20 protein-coding genes are annotated in these 19,790 nt (G+C 58.9%); 5 read left to right on the forward strand and 15 right to left on the reverse strand.

Features of this window, described 5'->3' with window-relative positions:
* Window positions 1-145 precede the first annotated feature (145 nt).
* Both ABLV07_RS19735 and ABLV07_RS19740 read left to right on the forward strand, forming a co-directional pair.
* Entirely contained in the window at window positions 146-1,399 is a 1,254-nt protein-coding gene (locus ABLV07_RS19735; protein WP_348853814.1) for a VENN motif pre-toxin domain-containing protein, read from the forward strand.
* Window positions 1,400-1,786: 387 nt separating this feature from the next.
* Window positions 1,787-2,410, forward strand: coding sequence for an adhesin (locus ABLV07_RS19740; RefSeq protein WP_348853815.1), 624 nt, complete (start codon window positions 1,787-1,789; stop codon window positions 2,408-2,410).
* 448 nt (window positions 2,411-2,858) lie between these two features.
* Here the strand turns inward: ABLV07_RS19740 and ABLV07_RS19745 are convergent, their stop codons facing one another.
* The 11 genes from ABLV07_RS19745 to ABLV07_RS19795 all read right to left on the reverse strand — a co-directional run bounded on the left by ABLV07_RS19745 (window position 2,859) and on the right by ABLV07_RS19795 (window position 13,284).
* Window positions 2,859-3,371 carry a 4-hydroxyphenylacetate 3-monooxygenase reductase subunit gene (locus ABLV07_RS19745; RefSeq protein WP_047041225.1) on the reverse strand — a complete coding sequence of 171 codons (513 nt, stop codon included), beginning with the start codon at window positions 3,369-3,371 and terminating at the stop codon, window positions 2,859-2,861.
* Between the two features lie 19 nt (window positions 3,372-3,390).
* Window positions 3,391-4,953 (reverse strand): 4-hydroxyphenylacetate 3-monooxygenase, oxygenase component, encoded by a 1,563-nt coding sequence (gene hpaB, locus ABLV07_RS19750; protein ID WP_348853816.1) that lies wholly within the window; start codon window positions 4,951-4,953, stop codon window positions 3,391-3,393.
* Between the two features lie 225 nt (window positions 4,954-5,178).
* Window positions 5,179-6,069 carry a 4-hydroxyphenylacetate catabolism regulatory protein HpaA gene (hpaA, locus tag ABLV07_RS19755; RefSeq protein WP_015368434.1) on the reverse strand — a complete coding sequence of 297 codons (891 nt, stop codon included), beginning with the start codon at window positions 6,067-6,069 and terminating at the stop codon, window positions 5,179-5,181.
* 9 nt (window positions 6,070-6,078) lie between these two features.
* Window positions 6,079-7,437, reverse strand: coding sequence for a 4-hydroxyphenylacetate permease (hpaX, locus tag ABLV07_RS19760; RefSeq protein WP_002887477.1), 1,359 nt, complete (start codon window positions 7,435-7,437; stop codon window positions 6,079-6,081).
* Window positions 7,438-7,458: 21 nt separating this feature from the next.
* A complete protein-coding gene (gene hpaI / locus ABLV07_RS19765) occupies window positions 7,459-8,256 on the reverse strand; it encodes a 4-hydroxy-2-oxoheptanedioate aldolase (protein ID WP_015368432.1) in 798 nt (265 codons plus the stop codon).
* A 10-nt stretch (window positions 8,257-8,266) separates the two neighbouring features.
* Window positions 8,267-9,070 carry a 2-oxo-hept-4-ene-1,7-dioate hydratase gene (gene hpaH / locus ABLV07_RS19770; RefSeq protein WP_021467849.1) on the reverse strand — a complete coding sequence of 268 codons (804 nt, stop codon included), beginning with the start codon at window positions 9,068-9,070 and terminating at the stop codon, window positions 8,267-8,269.
* Window positions 9,071-9,178: 108 nt separating this feature from the next.
* On the reverse strand, window positions 9,179-9,559 hold the full coding sequence (locus ABLV07_RS19775; RefSeq protein WP_015368431.1) for a 5-carboxymethyl-2-hydroxymuconate Delta-isomerase: 381 nt from the start codon (window positions 9,557-9,559) through the stop codon (window positions 9,179-9,181).
* A gap of 9 nt (window positions 9,560-9,568) precedes the next feature.
* Entirely contained in the window at window positions 9,569-10,426 is an 858-nt protein-coding gene (gene hpaD / locus ABLV07_RS19780) for a 3,4-dihydroxyphenylacetate 2,3-dioxygenase (RefSeq protein ID WP_009485358.1), read from the reverse strand.
* A gap of 1 nt (window position 10,427) precedes the next feature.
* Window positions 10,428-11,894, reverse strand: a complete 1,467-nt coding sequence (gene hpaE / locus ABLV07_RS19785) for a 5-carboxymethyl-2-hydroxymuconate semialdehyde dehydrogenase (RefSeq protein ID WP_008807572.1) — start codon at window positions 11,892-11,894, stop codon at window positions 10,428-10,430.
* Complete coding sequence (locus tag ABLV07_RS19790) at window positions 11,891-12,655, reverse strand: fumarylacetoacetate hydrolase family protein (protein WP_020079698.1); 765 nt, start codon at window positions 12,653-12,655, stop codon at window positions 11,891-11,893. Before ABLV07_RS19790 ends, hpaE begins: the two co-directional genes overlap by 4 nt.
* Window positions 12,652-13,284, reverse strand: a complete 633-nt coding sequence (locus ABLV07_RS19795) for a fumarylacetoacetate hydrolase family protein (RefSeq protein WP_255041843.1) — start codon at window positions 13,282-13,284, stop codon at window positions 12,652-12,654. Before ABLV07_RS19795 ends, ABLV07_RS19790 begins: the two co-directional genes overlap by 4 nt.
* A 287-nt stretch (window positions 13,285-13,571) precedes the next feature.
* Between ABLV07_RS19795 and hpaR the strand changes: the two genes are divergently transcribed.
* On the forward strand, window positions 13,572-14,012 hold the full coding sequence (gene hpaR / locus ABLV07_RS19800; protein ID WP_015704296.1) for a homoprotocatechuate degradation operon regulator HpaR: 441 nt from the start codon (window positions 13,572-13,574) through the stop codon (window positions 14,010-14,012).
* 3 nt (window positions 14,013-14,015) lie between these two features.
* Here the strand turns inward: hpaR and ABLV07_RS19805 are convergent, their stop codons facing one another.
* The 4 genes from ABLV07_RS19805 to ABLV07_RS19820 are packed head-to-tail and all read right to left on the reverse strand — an operon-like array spanning window position 14,016 to window position 17,572.
* Window positions 14,016-15,278: an FAD/NAD(P)-binding oxidoreductase gene (locus ABLV07_RS19805; protein WP_348853818.1), complete on the reverse strand. Its 1,263-nt coding sequence runs from the start codon at window positions 15,276-15,278 to the stop codon at window positions 14,016-14,018.
* Window positions 15,259-15,522, reverse strand: a complete 264-nt coding sequence (locus ABLV07_RS19810; protein ID WP_015368424.1) for a (2Fe-2S)-binding protein — start codon at window positions 15,520-15,522, stop codon at window positions 15,259-15,261. Before ABLV07_RS19810 ends, ABLV07_RS19805 begins: the two co-directional genes overlap by 20 nt.
* Window positions 15,519-16,628, reverse strand: a complete 1,110-nt coding sequence (locus ABLV07_RS19815) for an FAD-dependent oxidoreductase (RefSeq protein ID WP_049034869.1) — start codon at window positions 16,626-16,628, stop codon at window positions 15,519-15,521. Before ABLV07_RS19815 ends, ABLV07_RS19810 begins: the two co-directional genes overlap by 4 nt.
* On the reverse strand, window positions 16,625-17,572 hold the full coding sequence (locus ABLV07_RS19820; protein ID WP_348853820.1) for a 4-hydroxyproline epimerase: 948 nt from the start codon (window positions 17,570-17,572) through the stop codon (window positions 16,625-16,627). Before ABLV07_RS19820 ends, ABLV07_RS19815 begins: the two co-directional genes overlap by 4 nt.
* 310 nt (window positions 17,573-17,882) lie before the next feature.
* Between ABLV07_RS19820 and ABLV07_RS19825 the strand changes: the two genes are divergently transcribed.
* Together ABLV07_RS19825 and ABLV07_RS19830 are read left to right on the forward strand one after the other, a co-directional pair.
* Window positions 17,883-18,707: an AraC family transcriptional regulator gene (locus ABLV07_RS19825; RefSeq protein ID WP_015368421.1), complete on the forward strand. Its 825-nt coding sequence runs from the start codon at window positions 17,883-17,885 to the stop codon at window positions 18,705-18,707.
* Window positions 18,708-18,858: 151 nt separating this feature from the next.
* Window positions 18,859-19,779, forward strand: coding sequence for a dihydrodipicolinate synthase family protein (locus tag ABLV07_RS19830; RefSeq protein ID WP_008807565.1), 921 nt, complete (start codon window positions 18,859-18,861; stop codon window positions 19,777-19,779).
* The last annotated feature ends 11 nt before the right edge of the window (window positions 19,780-19,790 follow it).

Genomic DNA, 19,790 nt, shown 5'->3' on the forward strand with positions numbered 1-19,790 from the left:
CGACGGCGCGAATCAGCAGCAGGACGTGACGGGGTTAAGCCGGGATGCGGCGCATGCGAACCAGACGCTGAGTCCGATATTTGATAAGGAGAAAGAGCAGAACCGTCTGGCGACGGCGCAGAAGATAGGTGAAATCGGGCGCCAGGTGAGTGATGTGCTGGTGACGCAGGGCAAGCTGAACGCGCAGGCGGCGCAGAGCGACCCGGCGGCGCGGGCAGCGGCGCGGGCGAAGCTGGTAGCGGGAGGGAATGGCAGTCCGAGCGAGGAACAAATCAGCGCGCAGGTGAGCCGGACGGCGACGGCGGACTACGATACGGGCGGAAAGTACCAGAAGGTGGCGCAGGCGGTAACGGCGGCGATGCAGGGTCTGGCGGGCGGCAACCTGGCGCAGGCGGCGAGCGGGGCAGTGAGTCCGTATGTGGCGGAAATCATTCACAGCCAGACGACGGACAGCGCGACGGGTAAGGTGAATGTGGAAGCCAATGCGATGGCGCACGCGGTGTGGGGAGCGATAGCGGCGGCATCGGGAAATAACAGCGCGCTGGCGGGAGCGGCAGGCGCAGTGAGCGGCGAGCTGCTGGGGCGCTGGATAGCGGCGGAATATTATCCGGGTGTTAAGACAGAAGAGCTGTCGGATGAGCAGAAGTCGACGATAAGCGCGCTGAGTACGCTGGCGGCGGGACTGATGGGGGGGCTTAGCGGAGGCAGCAGCGCGGATGCGGTGGCGGGGGCGCAGGCCGGGAAGAATGCGGTGGAGAATAACCTGATGGGCGGGAACGAATGGAGCCAGGGTGAGAAAGCCAGAGAGCATGGCGCAGATGTTCTCTCATGCGCAGATAACCCGTCTGGTGAAGCCTGCCAGCGAGGAATTGCTGAAAATAAAGCTTATGCAGGTGCGTTGGCTTCAGCGGGGCTAATCTATCTGCCGGGAGGAATGCAGATTACTGGCGCGATAGGTGGAACGGCAAATGCTGGTATCCAGTATCTTATGAATGGAGAAGTTAATCCAACGGATGTGCTCATTGCGACGTATGTTGGAGCATTTACTGCAAATACGGGAGCCTGGGGAACCGTGGGCTGGAATGCGGCAGGTGGTGCAACATCCAGCTATCTGAACGGTGATGATCCATTTAAAGGTGGCGTAATAAGTGGTGCCGCTTCGGGTATCGGTTATGGAATAGGTAAAGTTGCCAAAATTTCATTAGATAAATGGGTTAATCCTGCATGGAAAAATTACGAGTGGGTTAATTTGGAGATGGGAATAAGCAAACCATTACCTTTATCACCGATACCTGGAATATCTGGGAACGCTATATCATCAATCATTACAGAAGCAACAGGACAAGGTGGCTCTAAAACTACTAATAATTTGTGGAAGAGAACTGAAAATGAAAAATGATTTTTACCGTTGGCTCACTGTTTTCACTGTTCTGATGATAATCATGAGCTTGAGTTCATTTCTTGCACTTTTTATTAAGCCAATTATTTTTTATTTCGAAACAGGAACTATTAATGTTTCAGTTATTAATTATTTGTTTTTGAGTATAAAAATTGGCTCGTTTGTTAGCGGGGTAATAATCATTGGTTTATGGATTAAACATCGATTTAATATCCACTAATATAGCTATTTAAAAAGATCCCGGCGCCAGTGCCGCGATCCTATCCATATAATAAACTACGATACGGGCGGAAAGTACCAGAAGGTGGCGCAGGCGGTAACGGCGGCGATGCAGGGTCTGGCGGGGGCAACCTTGCGCAGGCGACGAGTGGCGCAGTGAGCCCGTATGTGGCGGAAATCATTCACAGCCAGACGCCAGACTGCGATACAGACTGTAAAGGAAAACTTGCTGAAGATGTGGCAAAAGGGAATGCAGTAGTATCAGCCCATCTGGCAGGTACTGTTGGGTTAGGTATATTGCCAAAGGGGGCTCTGATAACAGCAACCATCAGTGGCGGAGCCAATACTGCAATACAATATGCCACGACTCGTGAAGTGAATTACACAGATGCGTTGATAGCGACTTGGGTTGGAGCAGCAACCGCAAAAACTGGTTGGTTAGGAACTGTGGGATGGAATGCGGCAGGTGGAGCAACATCAAGTTATATTAAAGGAGATGACCCCATGGTTGGGGCTATAACAAGTAGTGTTGGCTCTGGATTAGGATATGGGGTTGGTCATTATGTAGTGAAGCCTACTGCAAATACAATCGGTAAATGGATAACTGGTGGATGGGACCCCAAATTTGATCCCGTTAGATTAAAATATACGGAAATAAAAGGGCTGATTGGAATATCGAAAGAAATGTCGCCAAGTAAAATTCCTGGAGCAACAGGAAATATAACTGGTTCCTTTAGCACAGAATACGGCAGTGTTGAAACTCAAGAAATTATCAATAAGGTTAAGAAATGAGTAGTTCAATCTTTCTTTTAAAAAGAAAAATGATCGCTAGTTTTTGCATATTTTTTGTCTGTATGTTCTCTGTAATTATTACTGGGCTATTGGCAAAATTTTTTTTTGTTACAGTGCTATGGATTCTGGGTGATGAATTTCAATTGTCATGGAATGATATCCTACAAGGCATAAAAATCGGGAGTGTGGGAGGAGGGGTACTAGGTATCGGAATTATTCTTTCGCGCCTTTTTAAGGTTGAAGGATTCTAGTTCACGTTCAGAAGAAGCTTGTTCATAATATTATGAGCCCGCTATGTGACAAGAAGAAAGAGCAGAACCAGCTGGCGGTGACGCAGGGCAAGCTGAACGCGCAGGCGGCGCGGCGCTGACACCGTTTGCCCGGCAGGAACGCTAACGCGAATCTGTGTAGCCCCTCCCCGTTATCCGGGGAGAGGCAGGTGAGGCCATTACACCGCGACTTCCATTTCCATCATCACCGGGTGGAAACGGCGTTTAAAGTAAATCAGGCCGTGCCCTTGCGGGCTTAGGGTGATATTGCGGATCTCCACCAGATACACCAGGTGGGTACCAATGGTTTGCACCTGGCTAATCTCGCCTTCGAGGCTGGCCAGCGACCCCTTCAGCACCGGCTGTCCGAGCGCGCCCTGCTGCCAGCCGCTGAGGGCAAACCGCTCTTCCATCGTCACCCCGGTCATCCCGGCGAAATGACGGGCCATGATTTCCTGTTCGTGGTTCAGCACGTTGATGCACAACTTGCCGTTGCCCTGAAAGACCGGGTTCATCGCGCTGTTGGCGTTGATACAAACCATCACCGATGGCGGCATATCCGTCACCGAGCAAACCGCCGTGGCGGTAATGCCGCAGCGGCCGGCTTCACCTGCGGTGGTGACAACGTTAACCGCAGCCGACAGGCTGGCCATGGCATCGCGAAAACGCAGGCGTTGTTCATCTAATTGCATTATGACCTCCCGCTGTGAATTACTTCAGCAGCTTATCCAACATGTTGATATCAGCGTTATTGTGCAGATGCGGCACCCTCCAGCCGTTCTGGTCGTACTCGGACAGGCAGCGGTCGACCATCGCCATCATTTTGTCCATATTGCCGGAGCTCTGCGCCTGGCGCAGACACTGCAGGCGAATTTCATCCTGACTACCGGAGTAGTTGATCTCATACAGTTCATGGCGGCCGCCGAATTCGCTGCCGATGGCGTCCCACATCAGTTTGAGGATCTTGATACGTTCAACGTGATCCATACCGTTGGAGCCGCGCACGTACTTCGCCAGATACTGATCGATCTGCGGGTTGTTCAGATCGCGGGCGCTGGACGGCAGATAAATCAGGCCGCTGGTGACGTTACGCTCGATGATGTTCTTGATCTTGGCGTAGGCCATCGGTGCCATCACGCGATAGGTCTGCAGCGCGGCGTGATCCGGCAGCCATGCGCCGTTGACCCACGGCGTCGCTTCCGAGCACATGGAATCGCTTAACGCCCAGAACATGTTGCGCCACGCCACCACTTCGCCAAGGTCGGCCTGTACGCCGCGGAATTCGAGGGTGCCGGTACATTCCAGAGAACGCTTCAGCAGGGCGGTGATAAAGTCGAGTTTTACCGCCAGGCGCACGCAGGCCTGCAGCGGGTACATGCGGGCGAAACCACCTTCCATGGTCCAGCGGCGGCAGCGGTCAAAGTCGCGATAAATCAGTACGTTCTCCCATGGGATCAGCACCTTATCCATTACCAGAATCGCGTCGTTCTCGTCGAAACGGCTGGAAAGCGGATAGTCGTACGGCGATCCGGTCGCGCCGGCGACCATCTCATAGGAGGCGCGGGAGATAAGCTTGACGCCTTCGGCATCCATCGGCGCGACGAACATCAGCGCGAAGTCCGGGTTCTCGCCCATCACCTGCGCGGAGCCGAAGCCGATCATGTTGTAGTGGGTCAGCGCCGAGTTGGTGGCGACCACTTTCGCGCCGCTGACGATGATCCCGGCATCGGTCTCTTTTTCCAGCTTGATGTAGACATCCTTCACTTCATCGGCCGGCTTGTGGCGGTCGATCGGCGGGTTGACGATAGCGTGGTTAAAGTACAGGCCGGTTTCCTGAATGCGGGTGTACCAGTTGCGGGCGTTCTGCTCGAACTGGCCGTAAAACGCCGGGTTGGCGCCCAGCGCGCAGCCGAAGGCGGCTTTGTAGTCCGGGGTGCGGCCCATCCAGCCGTAGCTTAAGCGCGACCATTCGGCGATGGCGTCGCGCTGCTGGCGCAGATCGTCGGCGCTTTTCGCCACGCGGAAGAATTTGTGGGTGTAGCCGCCGCTACCGGTATCGGTGCCCCAGCACAGGGAATCCTGCATCTCCGGTTTATGCAGCGCATCGTACAGCTGAGCGACGGAAGCCGCGGCATTACGGAAGGCCGGATGCGTGGTGACATCCTTCACGCGCTCGCCGTAGATATAAATTTCGCGGCCATCCTGCAGGCTTTTTAAATACTCTTCGCCAGTTAACGGGCGTTTCGCGTCGGCGCGGAAATCTTCAGGTTTCATAGGGGCCTCTTCAGTATTTATCGGAATAATGATGTTAAATATATGTTTTGTTTTTGTTGTTTAATTGAAGCGGTTATTGCGCTTGTCGTGAAGGGACGTTTGCGACAACGGCGGGTACTTTTCAGGCGGGAGTGAATTTTGTGATCTCTGCAGCTTTTGGCAGGCGGCGCGGCGCTGACCGGCCCTGTGGTCTGTAGCCCCGGCAAGCGCCGCGCCGCCGGGGTATTACGACACCGGTACTTTTTGCGCCCGGTAACTGCTTGGCGAGCAGCCGACCTGGCGGCTAAAAAAGCGCGCAAAATAAGCGGGATCTTTAAACCCCAGCTGCCAGGCTATCTCATTGACCGCGCTATCGGAAAACAGCAGCAGCCGCTTCGCCTCGCGTAGCTGGCGGTCGAATATCAGCCGCTTCGGCGGGCGGTTGGCGAAGCGGCGGCAGATATCGGTCAACCGCGATTCGGTCAGATGCAGCTCGCTGGCGTAATCCGGTACCGTCCAGTGTTGATGGAAGTGGCTGTCGATCATCTGGTTAAAGCGCTGGAATAATTTCAGCTCGCCGCGCATGCCGCTGGCGGCATGATCGTCGAGCCTGGCGTTGCGCAGCAGCAGGGTAAATACCGCCTGCGCCAGCAGCGCCAGGGTATGCTCGCGCCCCGGCAACTGAGCGGTGGATTCACGGCGAATCAGCTGCCAGTAGTGCGCCAGCGCCGCCAGCTCGTCGGGTTTATCCGCCAGCGACAGGCAGATCCCCGGCAGACCGAAGGTCTCCCGCGTACCGGGATAAAGCACCTCCAGCAGCGGCCAGATGAGTTCTTCGTGCACCGTCAACACGTGACCATCGCTATCGGACTCGGTAATAAAGGCGTGCGGTACCGAGGGCGGCGTTATCACAAACAGCGGCGCCTGCACCGAATAGCGGTGGTCATCAAGCTGCAGCTCAATCTGTCCGGTATCAAGAAAGTGCATCTGAAAATAGCGGTCGTGGCGATGCGCCTGCATGTCGCGGCCAAAAAAGGCCGCCATGCGGGCAAACGACTGATAGTGCACCTCTTCGGTGCCCAGACTCTCGTCGTAATCTTTATTGATGTCGATGTTGGCGATTGAATGCTGGCACATACCCGCTCCTTAGTGGCCTTTTTGCGCCGCTAAGCCCGGCGCGGCGGCGGCGTCCTCGCGCTGGCTCATCGGAATGCGGGTGAGCACCAGCGCGCCGACGATCAACAACCCGGCGACAAACCACAGCCCGGAGCTAAAGCTGCCGGTGGTATCGCGCAAAATGCCGATCAACAGCGGGCTGACGGCAGAGCCGACGTTGCCGATGGCGTTGATCACCGCCAGCGCCACCGCGCGCGATTGCAGGCTGATCACCCGATCCGGGGTGGTCCAGAAAATGGCCATCGCGGTAAAGGATCCCACCGAAGCCATAATAATGCCGATCAGTTGGATCAGGCTGTGGTGCGTTGCCGAAGCCAGCAGCCAACCCGCCGCGGCGAACAGGTAGGGCAGGATGGTATGCATCTTGCGCTCTTTGCGCCGGTCGGAGCGGCGGCTCCACCAGATCATGCCGAAAATGGTGCAGAACTGCGGGATCGCCGCCAGCAGGCCAATCATGATGTTGCTACTGCCGGTGTTGAAGCTCTGCAGGATCTGCGGCGTCCAGATATTAATAGCGCTGAGGGTATTGGTCAGGCAGAAGTAGGCGAGGGTATACATCAGCACCGCTGGCGTCAGTACTTCGCGCAGCGTGGAACGCGGCGAAGCCGGGACGATCGCCGCATGTTCCCGTTCGCGATCGATCATCGCCTTCAGCGCCTGTTTCTCTTCGTTGTCCAGCCAGTTGGCTTTATCCGGCGTGTCGTTGAGGAAGAACCAGGTGACGACGCCGAGCACCACCGACGGCAGGCCTTCCAGCAGAAATAGCCACTGCCAGCCTTTCAGGTTCCACAGGCCGTCGAGCGCCAGGATATAGCCGGAAAGTATCGAGCCGAGCATCATGGTTACCGGCATGGCGATCATAAACAGGGCGTTGGCGCGGGCGCGATGGTAGGCCGGGAACCACCAGGTCAGATAGACGAGGATCCCCGGCAGAAAACCGGCTTCGGCGATGCCGACCAGCATGCGCAGGATATACAGCGTATGCGGGCTGGTGGCGAACATGGTGCAGGTCGAGGCGATCCCCCAGACCACCATGATCCCGGCGATCCAGCGGCGCGCGCCAACTTTCGCCAGCATGATATTGCTGGGGATCCCGCACAGCACGTAGGTGACGTAGAACAGCGTCGCCGCCAGGCCGAACATGGTGGAGGTCAGGCCAAGATCTTTACCCATCGTCAGGCCGGCGAAGCCGATATTAATGCGATCCAAAAATGAGAAAACAAAGAGAACAAACAGGAAGGTGATCAGGCGGCGGAACAGCTTTTTGATCACCCGGTTTTCTACTTCAACGGCTTTATTATCATTGTGTTGCAGGGTAGAGGTAGTCATGTTGCGCTCCACATTATCCGTTCAATAGACGGATTTATTGTTATCGGTTGTGGTGGTTGCGGTGTGGGTAAAACGGGCCGCCAGCGCTTCTGCGCCGCGGGCCAGCAGGGTGGTATCGACGCCGACGGCGACGAACAGCGCGCCCAGTTCGAGATAGCGTTTCGCCAGCTGTTCATTGGCCATCAGGATCCCCGGCGCCTTTCCGGCCTGGCGGATTTGCTGGATGGCATCTTCAATGGCGGCCTGCACTTCCGGGTGTTGTGGGTTGCCGCCGTGGCCCATATCAGCGCTGAGATCCGCCGGGCCGATAAACACGCCATCCACCCCTTCGACATCGAGGATCTGCGGCAGATTTTTCAGCGCTTCGCGGGTCTCAATCTGCACCAGTACGCACATGGCGTCATTGGCCCGGTGGATATAATCCGGGACGCGATTCCAGCGCGAGGCGCGGGCCAGCGCGCTGCCGACGCCGCGAATGCCGGCAGGCGGGTAGCGGGTGGCTCTGACCGCCAGCCGCGCTTCTTCGGCGTTCTGCACCATCGGCACCAGCAGGGTTTGCGCGCCGACGTCCAGCAGTTGTTTAATTTGTACCGGATCGTTCCACGACGGACGCACCACCGGCTGGCTGGGGTAGGGCGCAATGGCCTGAAGCTGGGTCAGCACCGTTTGTACATTGTTGGGCGCGTGTTCGCCGTCGATCAGCAGCCAGTCGAAGCCCGCGCCGGCCAGCAGTTCGGCGCTGTAGCTGCTGCACAGCCCAAGCCACAGGCCGATTTGCGGACGCCCGGCCTTGAGCGCCTCTTTAAATGCGTTGTTCATGTTGCTCTCCTCAAACAAAGCGGCAGCTGATGGCGCCCATGTTGCCGTAGTCGACGTGGAAGGTATCGCCCTTGTGCGCCGGGACCGGACGGGTGAAGGAGCCGCCGAGGATAATCTGCCCGGCTTCGAGCTGGACATCGTACGGCGCCAGTTTGTTGGCCAGCCACGCCACGCCGTTGGCCGGATGATTGAGTACGCCCGCGGCGACGCCGGTCTCTTCAATCACGCCGTTGCGATACAGCAGGGCGGAGATCCAGCGCAGGTCGAGCTCGTCTGGTTTAATCGGCCGGCCACCGAGGATCACCCCGGCGTTGGCGGCGTTATCGGAGATAGTGTCGAACACTTTGCGCGGACGCTGGGTTTCCGGGTCGATGTTGTGGCAACGCGCGTCGATAAGCTCCAGCGCCGGGATAACGTAGTCGGTGGCGTTGTAGACATCAAACAGCGTGCAGTTCGGGCCGCGCAGCGGTTTGGCCAGCACGAAGGCCAGCTCGACTTCGATACGCGGCACGATAAAGCGGTCGGTGGGAATATCGCTGCCGTCGTGAAAGAACATATCGTCGAGCAGCGCGCCGTAGTCCGGCTCGCTGATCTGCGAACTGGCCTGCATCGCTTTAGAGGTCAGGCCGATCTTGTGGCCTTTGAGCACGCGGCCTTCGGCGATCTTCATCTCGACCCACTCGCGCTGGACGGCGTAGGCGTCCTCAATGGTGATCGACGGATAATCCAGCGAGATCGCGCGGATCTGTTCACGCTGTTTTTCGGCCTGGTTCAGCCGCTGGGCAATCAGGGTACGGGTCTGTTTATCGAGCATAGAGATTCCTGTGGCATTGCATTGCCGGATGGCGCTTTGCTTATCCGGCCTACAAATTCATGGCCGTTGTAGGCCCGGTAAGCGCAGCGCCACCGGGCAATTTGCACATTATTTAAATAACGCGTGCACGTTGTTCTGTTTGTAGTTCAGCGTCGGGTCGAGTTCTTCCATGGCGAACGACAGCGCCAGATAACGGCTCTCCATCAGCGCGGCAAAGTGGGCTTTAATCAGCGCGAAAAGCATTTCGCCCACCTCCTGACGGCTCTCAAGGCTGCGCCCGGCGCCGATCTTCAGGGTCATATGCACGAAGGCGTAATCATGCTTGCCGTCGGCCATCTGCCAGGTATCGAGCCAGTGGGCGCGGCTACGAATGCCGCCAATCGGAAAGATACCGGTGGCGGCCAGCGCCTCGTTGACTTTAGCGAACAGCCCCGGTAAATCGGCCTGTTCGCGGATATTGTCGCTACACTCGGCGATAAAATGCGGCATGGGGCCTCCTTACGCCTGCGCCGGCAGCGGGAACACGGCGTTAACCTGGCCGGTACCGGAGCTGGCGAATAGCTCGGTGATAAACTCCACCTTGCCGTCGTATTTATCCCAACCCAGCAGGCCGAGCAGCATCACCGTGTCGTGCATGTTGCCTTCGCCGTAGCAGTAGTCGGCGTACTCCGGCAGCATGGTGCAGAACTCTTTGAATTTGCCTTCGCGCCACAGCTTCACCACGCGCTCATCCATCTGATGGTCAAACTCGCGGGTATAGCTGTTCATCCCCTCTTCGGCGCGCTGGTCGTCGATAAAGCGATGCGACAGCGAACCGCTAGCCAGCACCGCCACGGTGCCATCGTATTTGTCGATGGCCTTGAGGATGGCCTCGCCCAGCTTGCGGCTGTCGGCAAAATCGTGAACGGTACAGAAGGCGGAAATGGACACCACTTTGAAATGCTTATCGCTATTCATGTAGCGCATCGGCACCAGGGTGCCGTATTCCAGCTTCAGGCTCGGAATATTGTGCGCCTTGGCGCGTACGCCAAGCTTGACGGCCTCGTCGGCAATCAGGTGACCCAGTTCCGGGTTGCCGTCGTAGTCGTAGGTCATGTCGCGAATAAAATGCGGCAGTTCGTTACTGGTGTAGACGCCCTGGAAATGGTCGGCACAGTTGATGTGGTAGGCGCTGTTGACCAGCCAGTGGGTGTCGAACACGATAATGGTATCGACGCCCATTTCACGGCAGCGCTTGCCAATTTCTTTATGTCCGTCGATCGCGCCCTGACGGCAGCCATGGTTTTTCCCCGGCAGCTCAGACAGATACATCGACGGCACGTGAGTGATTTTTGCTGCTAACGCTAACTTACCCATATCAGACTCCCCATTTCGGGATCGGATGGTCGCCCATCGAGATGCAGACGTTTTTCATTTCGGCGAACACTTCAAAGCTGTACTCGCCGCCTTCGCGGCCGGTGCCGGAGGCCTTCACGCCGCCGAACGGCTGACGCAGGTCGCGCACGTTCTGGGTATTGACGAACACCATCCCGGCTTCAATACCGCGCGCCAGACGCAGCACTTTGCTGACGTCCTGGGTCCAGATGTACGACGCCAGGCCGTACTCCACATCGTTGGCCAGGCGCAGCCCTTCCGCTTCATCTTTGAACGGCAGCAGGCAGGCAACCGGGCCAAAAATCTCTTCCTGGGCGACGCGCATGCGGTTGTCGACATCCGCCAGTACCGTCGGGCGCAGGAAGTTGCCGGCTTTCAGATGCGCCGGCAGGTCGGACGGCTTATCCGCGCCGCCGGCCAGCAGGGTGGCCCCCTCTTCGATACCGAGGCGAATGTAGCCGGACACTTTCTCCCAGTGCTGCTTGCTAATCAGCGCGCCGACCTGGGTATTCGGATCGGTCGGATCGCCTACGCGCAGGCGGTTGGCGCGCTCGGCGAAGCGCTTGACGAACTCCGGATAAATACTCTGCTGAATGAAAATGCGTGAACCGGCGGTGCAGCGTTCGCCGTTGATCGAGAAAATGGTGAACAGCGCGGCGTCGAGCGCGCGCTCAATATCGGCGTCTTCAAAAATCAGCACCGGCGATTTTCCGCCGAGCTCCATGGAGTACTTTTTCAGGCCGGCGTTCTTCATAATGTTGCGGCCAGTGGCGGTGCCGCCGGTGAAGGAGACGGCGCGCACATCATGATGGCGTACCAGCGCGTCGCCAGCGGTGGCGCCATAGCCCTGCACCACGTTGAGCACGCCAGCCGGGATCCCGGCTTCCAGCGCCAGTTCGCCCAGACGATCGGCGGTCAGCGGCGACAGCTCGGACATTTTCAGCACCGCGGTATTGCCCAGCGCCAGGCACGGCGCCACCTTCCAGGTTGCGGTCATAAACGGCACGTTCCACGGCGACACCAGCGCGCAGACGCCAACCGGCTGCACGAGGGTGTAGTTAAGCATCTTGTCGTCGACCGGATAGGTTTTGCCGTTCATCTGCTGGCATACTTCGGCGAAAAATTCGAAGTTATGCGACGCCCGCGGGATCAGCACGTTTTTGGTCTGGTGGATAGGCAGCCCGGTATCGGCGGTTTCCATCGCCGCGATCTCCGGGACGTTCTGATCGATCAAATCGCCCAGGCGGCGCATCAGGCGCGCGCGCTCTTTCATCGGCAGGTTAGCCCACTTCGGGAAGGCCTCTTTCGCCGCCGCTACCGCCTGGTTGATTTCGGCTTCGCCGCCGGAGGCGACTTCAGCCAGTACCTCGCCGGTGGCCGGGTTGGTGGTATGAAAATAGTCTGCGCCGGCAACGTTTTTACCGTTGATCCAATGGTTAATCTTTTTCATGACAGTGTCTCCTCATACGCTTGCTGGCTGATGATATGGTTGACCAGGCGGCCCACGCCCTCAACTTCAACGATCACCTCGTCGCCCGGCACCACATCGGATAGCCCTTTCGGCGTGCCGGTGGCGATCATGTCGCCCGGTTGCAGGGTCATAAATTCGCTTAAATAAGCGATGAGGAACGGGATGCTGAAGATCAGATCGGCGGTGGTGCCCTGCTGGCGCAGTTCGCCGTTGACCCAGGTGCGCAGGGCCAGATTATGCGGATCCGGGATCGCCTCTTTGGCGACGATCCACGGGCCAATCGGCGTCAGGGTATCGCGGCTTTTCACCCGCAGGTTCGGGCGGTAGTAGTTTTCCAGATAGTCGCGGATCGCGTAGTCGTTGCATACGGTATAGCCAGCGACATAATCCATGGCCTCGGCTTCGCTGACGCGGCGCGCGGTTTTCCCGATCACTACCACCAGTTCGGCTTCGTAGTGCATGTATTCGACGTTATCCGGGCGTACCGACTGCTGCTGGTGGCCAATAAAGGTGTTTGGCGCTTTGATGAATACCAAAGGCTCGGTTGGCGGTTTAAACTCCAGCTCGCTGGCGTGGTCGGCGTAATTCAGCCCCAGCGCGAACAGCGTGCCGTCGGCGGGCGGCAGCCAGCGGAATTCGCCTTCTTTCAATACCGTGCCATCGTGCAGGCGCACCTGGTCGCGTTCATCGACCAGCACGTCGCGTACCTGTCCTTGCCATTCAATGCGTGCCTGTTTCATGCCAGCTCTCCTTCTGCGACAACCGGGTTTTCGAGCGCCGGGAAACCGTCGGCGAGAATTCGTACGCGGTCGCCGGGGCGCAGCGTGACGCGAGAGTGGGGCGTGCCGATAAGGATCGCGTCGCCGGGATTGAGGGTGGCGAACTCGCTTAAGGCGCTAAGCAGCTGCGTGGCGTTACGCTGCAGATCGCCGGTATGCCAGCTATCCGCCTCGCGGCCGTTGATTTCGGTGATGATGGTCAGGTTATCGACGTTGCGCACCGCCGACAGCGCGCCGATGGGGCAGAAGCCATCCCGGCATTTGGCTTTGATCGCCGGGCGATAAAAACTCTCTTCCGGCAGGCTAACGTCGTTAGCCAGCGCGTAGCCGGCGATATAGTACGCCGCCTCTTCCGCCGCCACTTTACGCGCGGTTTTGCCGACAATCAGCGCCACCGTCGCGCCGCTTTGTACGGTCTCGCCCTGCGGATGGGGAATGGCTTCGCCATCGCCAATTACGGTATTACGGGGTTTGATGAACCAGACCGCGGTTTTCGGCGGCGTCTTGTAGGGGGCCTGTTGAAACGCTTCGCGCCAGGCGTCGAGCTGGCTGCGATGATTGAGCGCAACGGCGAAGATGGTACCTTTCATTCACCACTCCTCTGGTACTGATTATCGATTCGAAGGAATTTCATTAATATGTTAATAATCATCTTTTATTCTTTGCGCGCCGGTTTGGCAAATAGAAGTGAATGTTTTGTGATCGGATTAACACAATATTTACATATTTTTTATTTATTTATTATTTATCATATAGATATATTTATTTTTAATGACGACTGGTACTTTTCAGGTGCAGAAACCGGTTGTACATGGCAGGATTATGGCTAATTATTAAATTGTTAATAAGTTTTGGTGAGCGTTGTTGAGGGGATACCATGCATGATTCATTAACCATTGCGCTGCTGCAGGCGCGGGAAGCGGCGATGGCCCATTTCCGGCCGATCGTCAAACGCCACAACCTGACCGAACAGCAGTGGCGTATTGTGCGTATCCTTGCGGAAAACCCATCGATGGATTTCCACGACCTGGCCTGGCGCGCCTGCATTTTGCGCCCCAGCCTGACCGGGATTCTGACGCGCATGGAGCGCGACGGTTTAGTGTTGCGTTTAAAACCGGTCAACGATCAGCGCAAGCTCTACCTGTCGCTGACGCCCGCCGGGCTGGCGCTGTATGAGAGCGCCCAGGCGCAGGTGGAAGAGGCCTACCGGCAGATAGAAGCGCAGTTTACGGCGGAGAAGATGCGTCAGTTGACCACGCTGCTGGAGGAGTTTATTGCGCTTGGCGTCCCTGCCGGGCGCGGTGATGAAGAAGAGTAGCGGTTACGGCTCGGCGCTCAACCTGGCGAGGGCAATAAGCGTTTCCGCGCGGGCAGGGGCCAGCGGTTCTCTCGGCTGCGGCAGCGGCCAGCCATATAACCAGCGGGCGCTGGCGGCGCAGGTGCGCCCCTGACAGGCGCCCATTCCGCAGCGCTGGGTAAGTTTGGCCTGCGGCCAGCCTCCGGCTGCCGCCACATCGCCGCAGCGCACATCCTCGCAGCGGCACAGCAGGCTCTCCGGCGTCGCCGCGTTTTTCAAAGATTCCGCCAGCCGGAAGGCGCGGTTTATGGCGTCGGCGAAGCGCTGCCAGCGGGCGCGGCGGGCAAATAACGCCTGCGCTTGATGGCTGGCCCCGGCGGCGGCAAAACCGGCGATTTCGCCCTCCGCCAGCGCCAGTTCGCTACCGCCGAAACCGGTGCACTCGCCGGCGGCGTAGATATCCGCGATGCTGGTCTGCTGCCAGCGGTTAACCTGTATCGCCTCCTGCGCCGTGGCGCAGCCAAACAGCAGCGCTGTCTCGATATTGGGTATCAGCCCGTAGCCGATAGCCAGCCGATCGCAGGCGATAGTTCGCTCGACGCCGCGCTGGCGCAACGTAACGGCTTCCAGCCGCGTTGTGCCGTGAGCGCGGATCACCTGCGTGCCGCTAAGATAGCCTTTCGGAGCCAGCGTCGCTAACTGGCGCAGCTTCTGCGGCCAGCGCCACAGCCCGCCGGCGAAGCGCAGCAGTGCCGGTAGCGGCGCTTGCTCAATGATATTCGTCACTTCGCCTCCGGCCTTGTTCACCGTATCCGCCACCGCCAGCAGTAGCGGACCGCTGCCGGCAATCACCACCTTTTCTCCTTTCAGCGCCAGGCCCTGTTTGATTTGCGCCTGCAGGCCGCCCGCGCCGGTCACGCCGGGTAAGGTCCAGCCGGGAAAGGGCAGCGACAGCTCGCGCGCGCCGCAGCAGAGGATCAGTTTCTGCCAGTAAACCACGCCACCGCTGTCGGCGGTTTCAAACAGCACGCTGTACGCGGAGGGGCGGGCAATCAGCCGCGCGCCGTTCACTAACCGGATGGCGGCAGACGCGGCGATGGCGTCGCGGTAGTGCCGGGCCAGGGCGGGCTGCGTCGCCTGCGGACCGGCACGCCAGATTTGCCCGCCAGGGGCGGGATTATCGTCGAGAATAATCACCTGTTTATTGCAGGCGGCGGCGGAGAGCGCGGCCGCCATCCCTGCGGGGCCGGCGCCGAGGATTAAAATGTCACAGCGCAGCGTGTTCATCGCGGCTCCTTTCTATTTGCATATCGGACCGGCACAGGGTCTGGCAGGCCAGCACCCGTAGGCCATCGACGGTGACCCGGCACTCCTGGCAGACGCCCATGCCGCAAAACGGCGCGCGGAGGCCGCCGTTAACCCCCTGGCGGGTGGTGGGGTCGCCGGTCAACGCCAGCGCCGCCGCCACGCTGATCCCTTCCGGCACCGTCAGTGCTTCGCCATCAACGATGATAGTGAGCGTGGCATTCATGCAATCGCCTCCTGTTGAGATAAACGAGCCGGGAGCCAGGCGTCGGGAGCCAATGGGCAGCGTTCATCGAGGATCTGCGCCGCCAGCAGTTCAGCCGAGGCCGGGGCAGTGGTGACGCCCAGCCCTTCATGGCCCAGCGCTAGCCATAAACCACGGCGGGTGGGGTGCGGGCCGATCAACGGATTGCCATCCGGCGAGGCGGCGCGCAGGCCGCTCCAGCAGCGGATGATATTCAACGTCGCCAGCGCCGGCACGAAATGGCGGGCGCGATCGAGCATCTGCGCCAGCAACGGCAGATCCAACTCGCGCTCGCGGTTATCAAACTGACGCGAAGAGCCAATTAGCAGCTGGCCGGTTGGCCGCGGCTGAAGGTTAAACGCCACCGAGGTGCCGCCGCCGTGGGCGCTGGCGCCGTAACCCAGCTCAACCAGCTGGTGATGCACCTGCGGCCCATAGCGATCGGTAATCGCCAGTTGGCCTTTTTTCGGTCGCAGCCAGTTTTCCGCTAACAGCGCGTTAGCTTCAAGGCCGCAGGCCACCACGATCGCCCGCGCCTGTAGCCGTTGGCCGCTGGCGAGCAGCACCTGCGGCTCGTCAATCGTCTGTACGCTATCGCGCAGGCAGGTAAGATGGTTTCCGGCATCGGTAATCAGCCAGCGGGCGACGTTCGGCGCGTAGACGATGCCATCGCCTGGCACCCACAGGCCGCCGGCCAGCCCGCCGCGCAGCAGCGGCTCGCGCCCGGCGATCTGCTGCGGGGTCTGGAGTTCGCTGTGCACCTGATGGCCGGCCATCCGCCGCTGTTTGTCGCCAGCCACGGCCATCTCTTCTTCGCTTTCCGCCAGCCACAGCGTACCGCAGCCGCGCCAGGCGCAATTGTCGGGCATCCGTGGCGTGATAGCGCGCCAGCGTTCCAGCGACCATGCCGATAATGCAAGCTCGGCGGGGTCGTCATCCATGCACACCAGATGGCCCATACCGGCCGCCGTCGCGCCAGGCTGACCGTCATCGATAAGCGTCACGCTCTGCCCCCGCTTCGCCAGCTGCCACGCGCAGGCGGCGCCGATGATCCCGGCGCCGATCACGATGACGTCGCACTGCTTCACGGCGCGATCCCCCAGCAGAAGGGATCGTCAGGGTTGAGGATCAATTGGTTATCGCCGCAGACCCAGGCTTCGCCTCGGATCGTTGGGATGATGCCTTCAGCGGTGCGCTGGTAGCTGGCGGTAAACCGGCTACCGATGATGCTGGCCTGCCGCCAGATTTCCCCCGGCTGCAACTTGCCATCCTGCGCCAGGCAGGCCAGCTTGGCGCTGGTGCCGGTACCGCACGGCGAGCGATCCCAGGCCTTTCCCGGACAGAGTACGAAGCTGCGGCTGTCGGCGGTATCGTCATCAGCGAACAGCTCAATATGATCGATAACTCCTCCGTCGTCGCCGCGGATCCCCGCGGCTTCCAGCCCCTCGCGCACTGCCCAGGCGTAGTCGGTGAGCTGTGGAATATGTTCGGGGGTAATGGCAAACGGGTGGTCGTTAATCAGGAAAAACCAGTTACCGCCCCAGGCAATATCGCCGATGACGGGACCCAGCGCGGTTTCAACGCGGATCTGTTTTTTCCAGCGGCGGGCCGGGACGTTTTGCACCGATACGCTGCCATCGTCGTGCAACGTGGCGCTTACGTCGCCGACCGGTGTTTCAATCAGATGTACGCCGGGCTGGATACGCCCAAGCCAGGCCAGCGAGGCGATAAGCCCGATTGTGCCGTGGCCGCACATATTCAGAAAACCGGCATTGTTGAAGAAAATCACGCCAGCGGTAGCCGCCGCCGAGACCGGTTTGCACAGCAGCGCGCCGACCAGTACGTCATTACCACGCGGTTCGAGAATGGCCGCCTGACGCCAATGGTCGAAGTCGCGGGCGAAGCGGTCGCGGCGCTTCGCCATGCTGCCGCCGCCGAGATCGGGGAATCCGTCAACGATCAGGCGGGTTGGTTCGCCGCCGGTGTGTGAATCAATAGCTCTCAACGTAATAGGGGGGCGTGGCGCGGTCATCAGACTCTCCGGAAGTTAACAACATGTTTCATCATGCTGGCGCAACCTTTCCCGACCTGCTTGAGCGCTTTCGTCAGAGAAAATGACGAAATCTGCACAGTAATGAGCGCGGTATATTTCTATTTCACATAGTTATTTCTTATTAATCATTTGTTTAATGCTGTGGTAAACCGAAAGCGACCATTGTGCCAGTGGCTAAACCAGGGGAAGGCGTAAAGCGGATCCAGGATCGCAAAACCGACGGTTGCTGCTTGAGGTGTTAACGGAAAGTGAATAAATATCCTTCGGTCACTTACCATGAGGAGGCCTTATGATCGGTGTTTCTGATGCGCCGCCGCCGCGGGCGGTTAACCAACCTGAGCTGGCCGTCGATGAGCTAAGCCAGATCTGCGAAGGGCTGGCGCGCCAGCGGCCGGAAAATATGCCCGCGCTGCTGAATGCGCTGGCGCTGATTGCGCCCCTGCTCAATGCCATCCCTAATGTGGTCTTTTTTATCAAAGATCGTCAGGCGCGCTATCTGCTGGCGAACCTGACGCTGGCCCGCCGCTGTGGTTTCAAAAGCGTCTCCTCGCTGCTGGGCAAAACCTCCGCTGATGTCTTTCCTTCCGCGCTGGGTCAGGGTTATACCGAGCAGGATCTTCGGGTGTTGCGCGAAGGCGTGACCCTGCGCGATCAGCTGGAAATGCATCTCTACAATGGTCGCGAGCGCGGCTGGTGCCTGACGCAGAAACTGGCGCTACGCGATATCAGCGGGCAGGTGATCGGCATGGCCGGGATCTCGCACGATCTGCAGGAGGCCCACGCCCGTCATCCGGCGTGGCAGCGGCTGGCGATCGTCGATGATCATATCCGCCGCCATTATCACCGGCCGATCGCCATGGAAGAGTTGACTGCCTTAAGCGGAATGTCGATTGCGCAGATCGAACGCTACTGCAAACGGATCTTTCATCTCACTCCGCGGCAAATGATCCACAAAGTGCGGCTGGAAAAAGCTACCGAACTGCTGGCTGGCGATACGCCGATTACCGATATCGCCCTGCAGTGCGGGTATACCGATCACAGCGCCTTTAGCCGCCAGTTCAAGGCGATGACCGGCTCGACGCCGCGCGATTTTCGCCTCACGCTGCTCGGATAAACGCTGGCTCACACTTTTGCCGACTGTGCTAATTTCGTCATCGTATTGAGGGAAAACCGACAAGCCGCCGGTTCCGCGACACGTCAATCTGTCAGTGAATATTCACCATTCATTCACTTCGACTTAACAAAATGACGACAAGGAACCGAGCATGAGCAAAAAAGCGATTCACTGGAGTGGCGTATTCCCGGCGGTCAGCACGCAGTTTCGTAGCGATTACTCCCTCGATTTAGATGCCACTCACGCGGTGATGAAAAACCTGGTGAAAGATGGCGTTTCCGGGCTGGTGGTGTGCGGCAGCGTGGGTGAAAACACCTCGCTGAGCACCGATGAAAAACTACAGATTATCGAGGTGGCGAAGGATGCCGCCGGCGGCAAAATTCCGGTTATCGCCGGGGTGGCCGAGTTCACCACCGCCTTTGCCCAGAAAATGGCGAAAGAGGCGGAGCGCGTCGGCGTCGACGGGATCATGGTGATGCCGGCGCTGGTCTACTCCTCAAAACCGCATGAAACCGCGGCCCACTTCCGCAGCGTGGCGAGCGCTACCGACCTGCCGATTATGGTCTATAACAACCCGCCGATTTACAAAAACGACGTGACGCCGGACATTCTCGCCACCCTGACCGACTGCGACAACATCGTCTGCTTTAAAGACTCCTCCGGCGATACCCGCCGCTTTATCGACCTGCGTAACACCGTTGGCGACCGCTTCGTGCTGTTTGCCGGGCTGGATGACGTGGTGGTGGAAAGTATTGCCGTCGGCGCGGAAGGCTGGATCTCCGGAATGTCCAACGCCTTCCCGCGCGAAGGGGAAACGTTATTCCGTCTCGCCCGCCAGCAGCGTTACGAAGAGGCGATGGCGTTGTACCGCTGGTTCATGCCGCTGCTGCATCTCGATGCGCGTCCGGATCTGGTGCAGTGCATCAAGCTGTGTGAAGAGTTGCTGGGCCGCGGTAGCGCCATTACCCGTCCGCCGCGTCTGGCGCTGGAAGGCGAAACGCGCCAGCAGGTGGTGGCGATCGTTGAACAGGCGCTGGCCACTCGTCCGACGCTGCCGGATGTCGGCCTCTGAGCACAGGAGTC

Origin of the sequence: Klebsiella sp. CN_Kp097 (assembly GCF_040064495.1) — a bacterium.
GTDB classification, from domain to species: domain Bacteria; phylum Pseudomonadota; class Gammaproteobacteria; order Enterobacterales; family Enterobacteriaceae; genus Klebsiella; species Klebsiella aerogenes.

What these genes read in the sequence shown, in the direction of transcription:
- hpaE (WP_008807572.1), bottom strand. Translation starts at nt 11,894, where the DNA reads ATGAAAAAGATTAACCATTGGATCAACGGTAAAAACGTTGCCGGCGCA.
- ABLV07_RS19810 (WP_015368424.1), bottom strand. Translation starts at nt 15,522, where the DNA reads ATGAATGCCACGCTCACTATCATCGTTGATGGCGAAGCACTGACGGTG.
- hpaH (WP_021467849.1), bottom strand. Translation starts at nt 9,070, where the DNA reads ATGCTCGATAAACAGACCCGTACCCTGATTGCCCAGCGGCTGAACCAG.
- hpaB (WP_348853816.1), bottom strand. Translation starts at nt 4,953, where the DNA reads ATGAAACCTGAAGATTTCCGCGCCGACGCGAAACGCCCGTTAACTGGC.
- ABLV07_RS19825 (WP_015368421.1), top strand. Translation starts at nt 17,883, where the DNA reads ATGATCGGTGTTTCTGATGCGCCGCCGCCGCGGGCGGTTAACCAACCT.
- hpaD (WP_009485358.1), bottom strand. Translation starts at nt 10,426, where the DNA reads ATGGGTAAGTTAGCGTTAGCAGCAAAAATCACTCACGTGCCGTCGATG.
- hpaR (WP_015704296.1), top strand. Translation starts at nt 13,572, where the DNA reads ATGCATGATTCATTAACCATTGCGCTGCTGCAGGCGCGGGAAGCGGCG.
- ABLV07_RS19820 (WP_348853820.1), bottom strand. Translation starts at nt 17,572, where the DNA reads ATGACCGCGCCACGCCCCCCTATTACGTTGAGAGCTATTGATTCACAC.
- ABLV07_RS19830 (WP_008807565.1), top strand. Translation starts at nt 18,859, where the DNA reads ATGAGCAAAAAAGCGATTCACTGGAGTGGCGTATTCCCGGCGGTCAGC.
- hpaX (WP_002887477.1), bottom strand. Translation starts at nt 7,437, where the DNA reads ATGACTACCTCTACCCTGCAACACAATGATAATAAAGCCGTTGAAGTA.
- ABLV07_RS19790 (WP_020079698.1), bottom strand. Translation starts at nt 12,655, where the DNA reads ATGAAACAGGCACGCATTGAATGGCAAGGACAGGTACGCGACGTGCTG.
- ABLV07_RS19805 (WP_348853818.1), bottom strand. Translation starts at nt 15,278, where the DNA reads ATGAACACGCTGCGCTGTGACATTTTAATCCTCGGCGCCGGCCCCGCA.
- ABLV07_RS19795 (WP_255041843.1), bottom strand. Translation starts at nt 13,284, where the DNA reads ATGAAAGGTACCATCTTCGCCGTTGCGCTCAATCATCGCAGCCAGCTC.
- hpaI (WP_015368432.1), bottom strand. Translation starts at nt 8,256, where the DNA reads ATGAACAACGCATTTAAAGAGGCGCTCAAGGCCGGGCGTCCGCAAATC.
- ABLV07_RS19775 (WP_015368431.1), bottom strand. Translation starts at nt 9,559, where the DNA reads ATGCCGCATTTTATCGCCGAGTGTAGCGACAATATCCGCGAACAGGCC.
- hpaA (WP_015368434.1), bottom strand. Translation starts at nt 6,069, where the DNA reads ATGTGCCAGCATTCAATCGCCAACATCGACATCAATAAAGATTACGAC.
- ABLV07_RS19745 (WP_047041225.1), bottom strand. Translation starts at nt 3,371, where the DNA reads ATGCAATTAGATGAACAACGCCTGCGTTTTCGCGATGCCATGGCCAGC.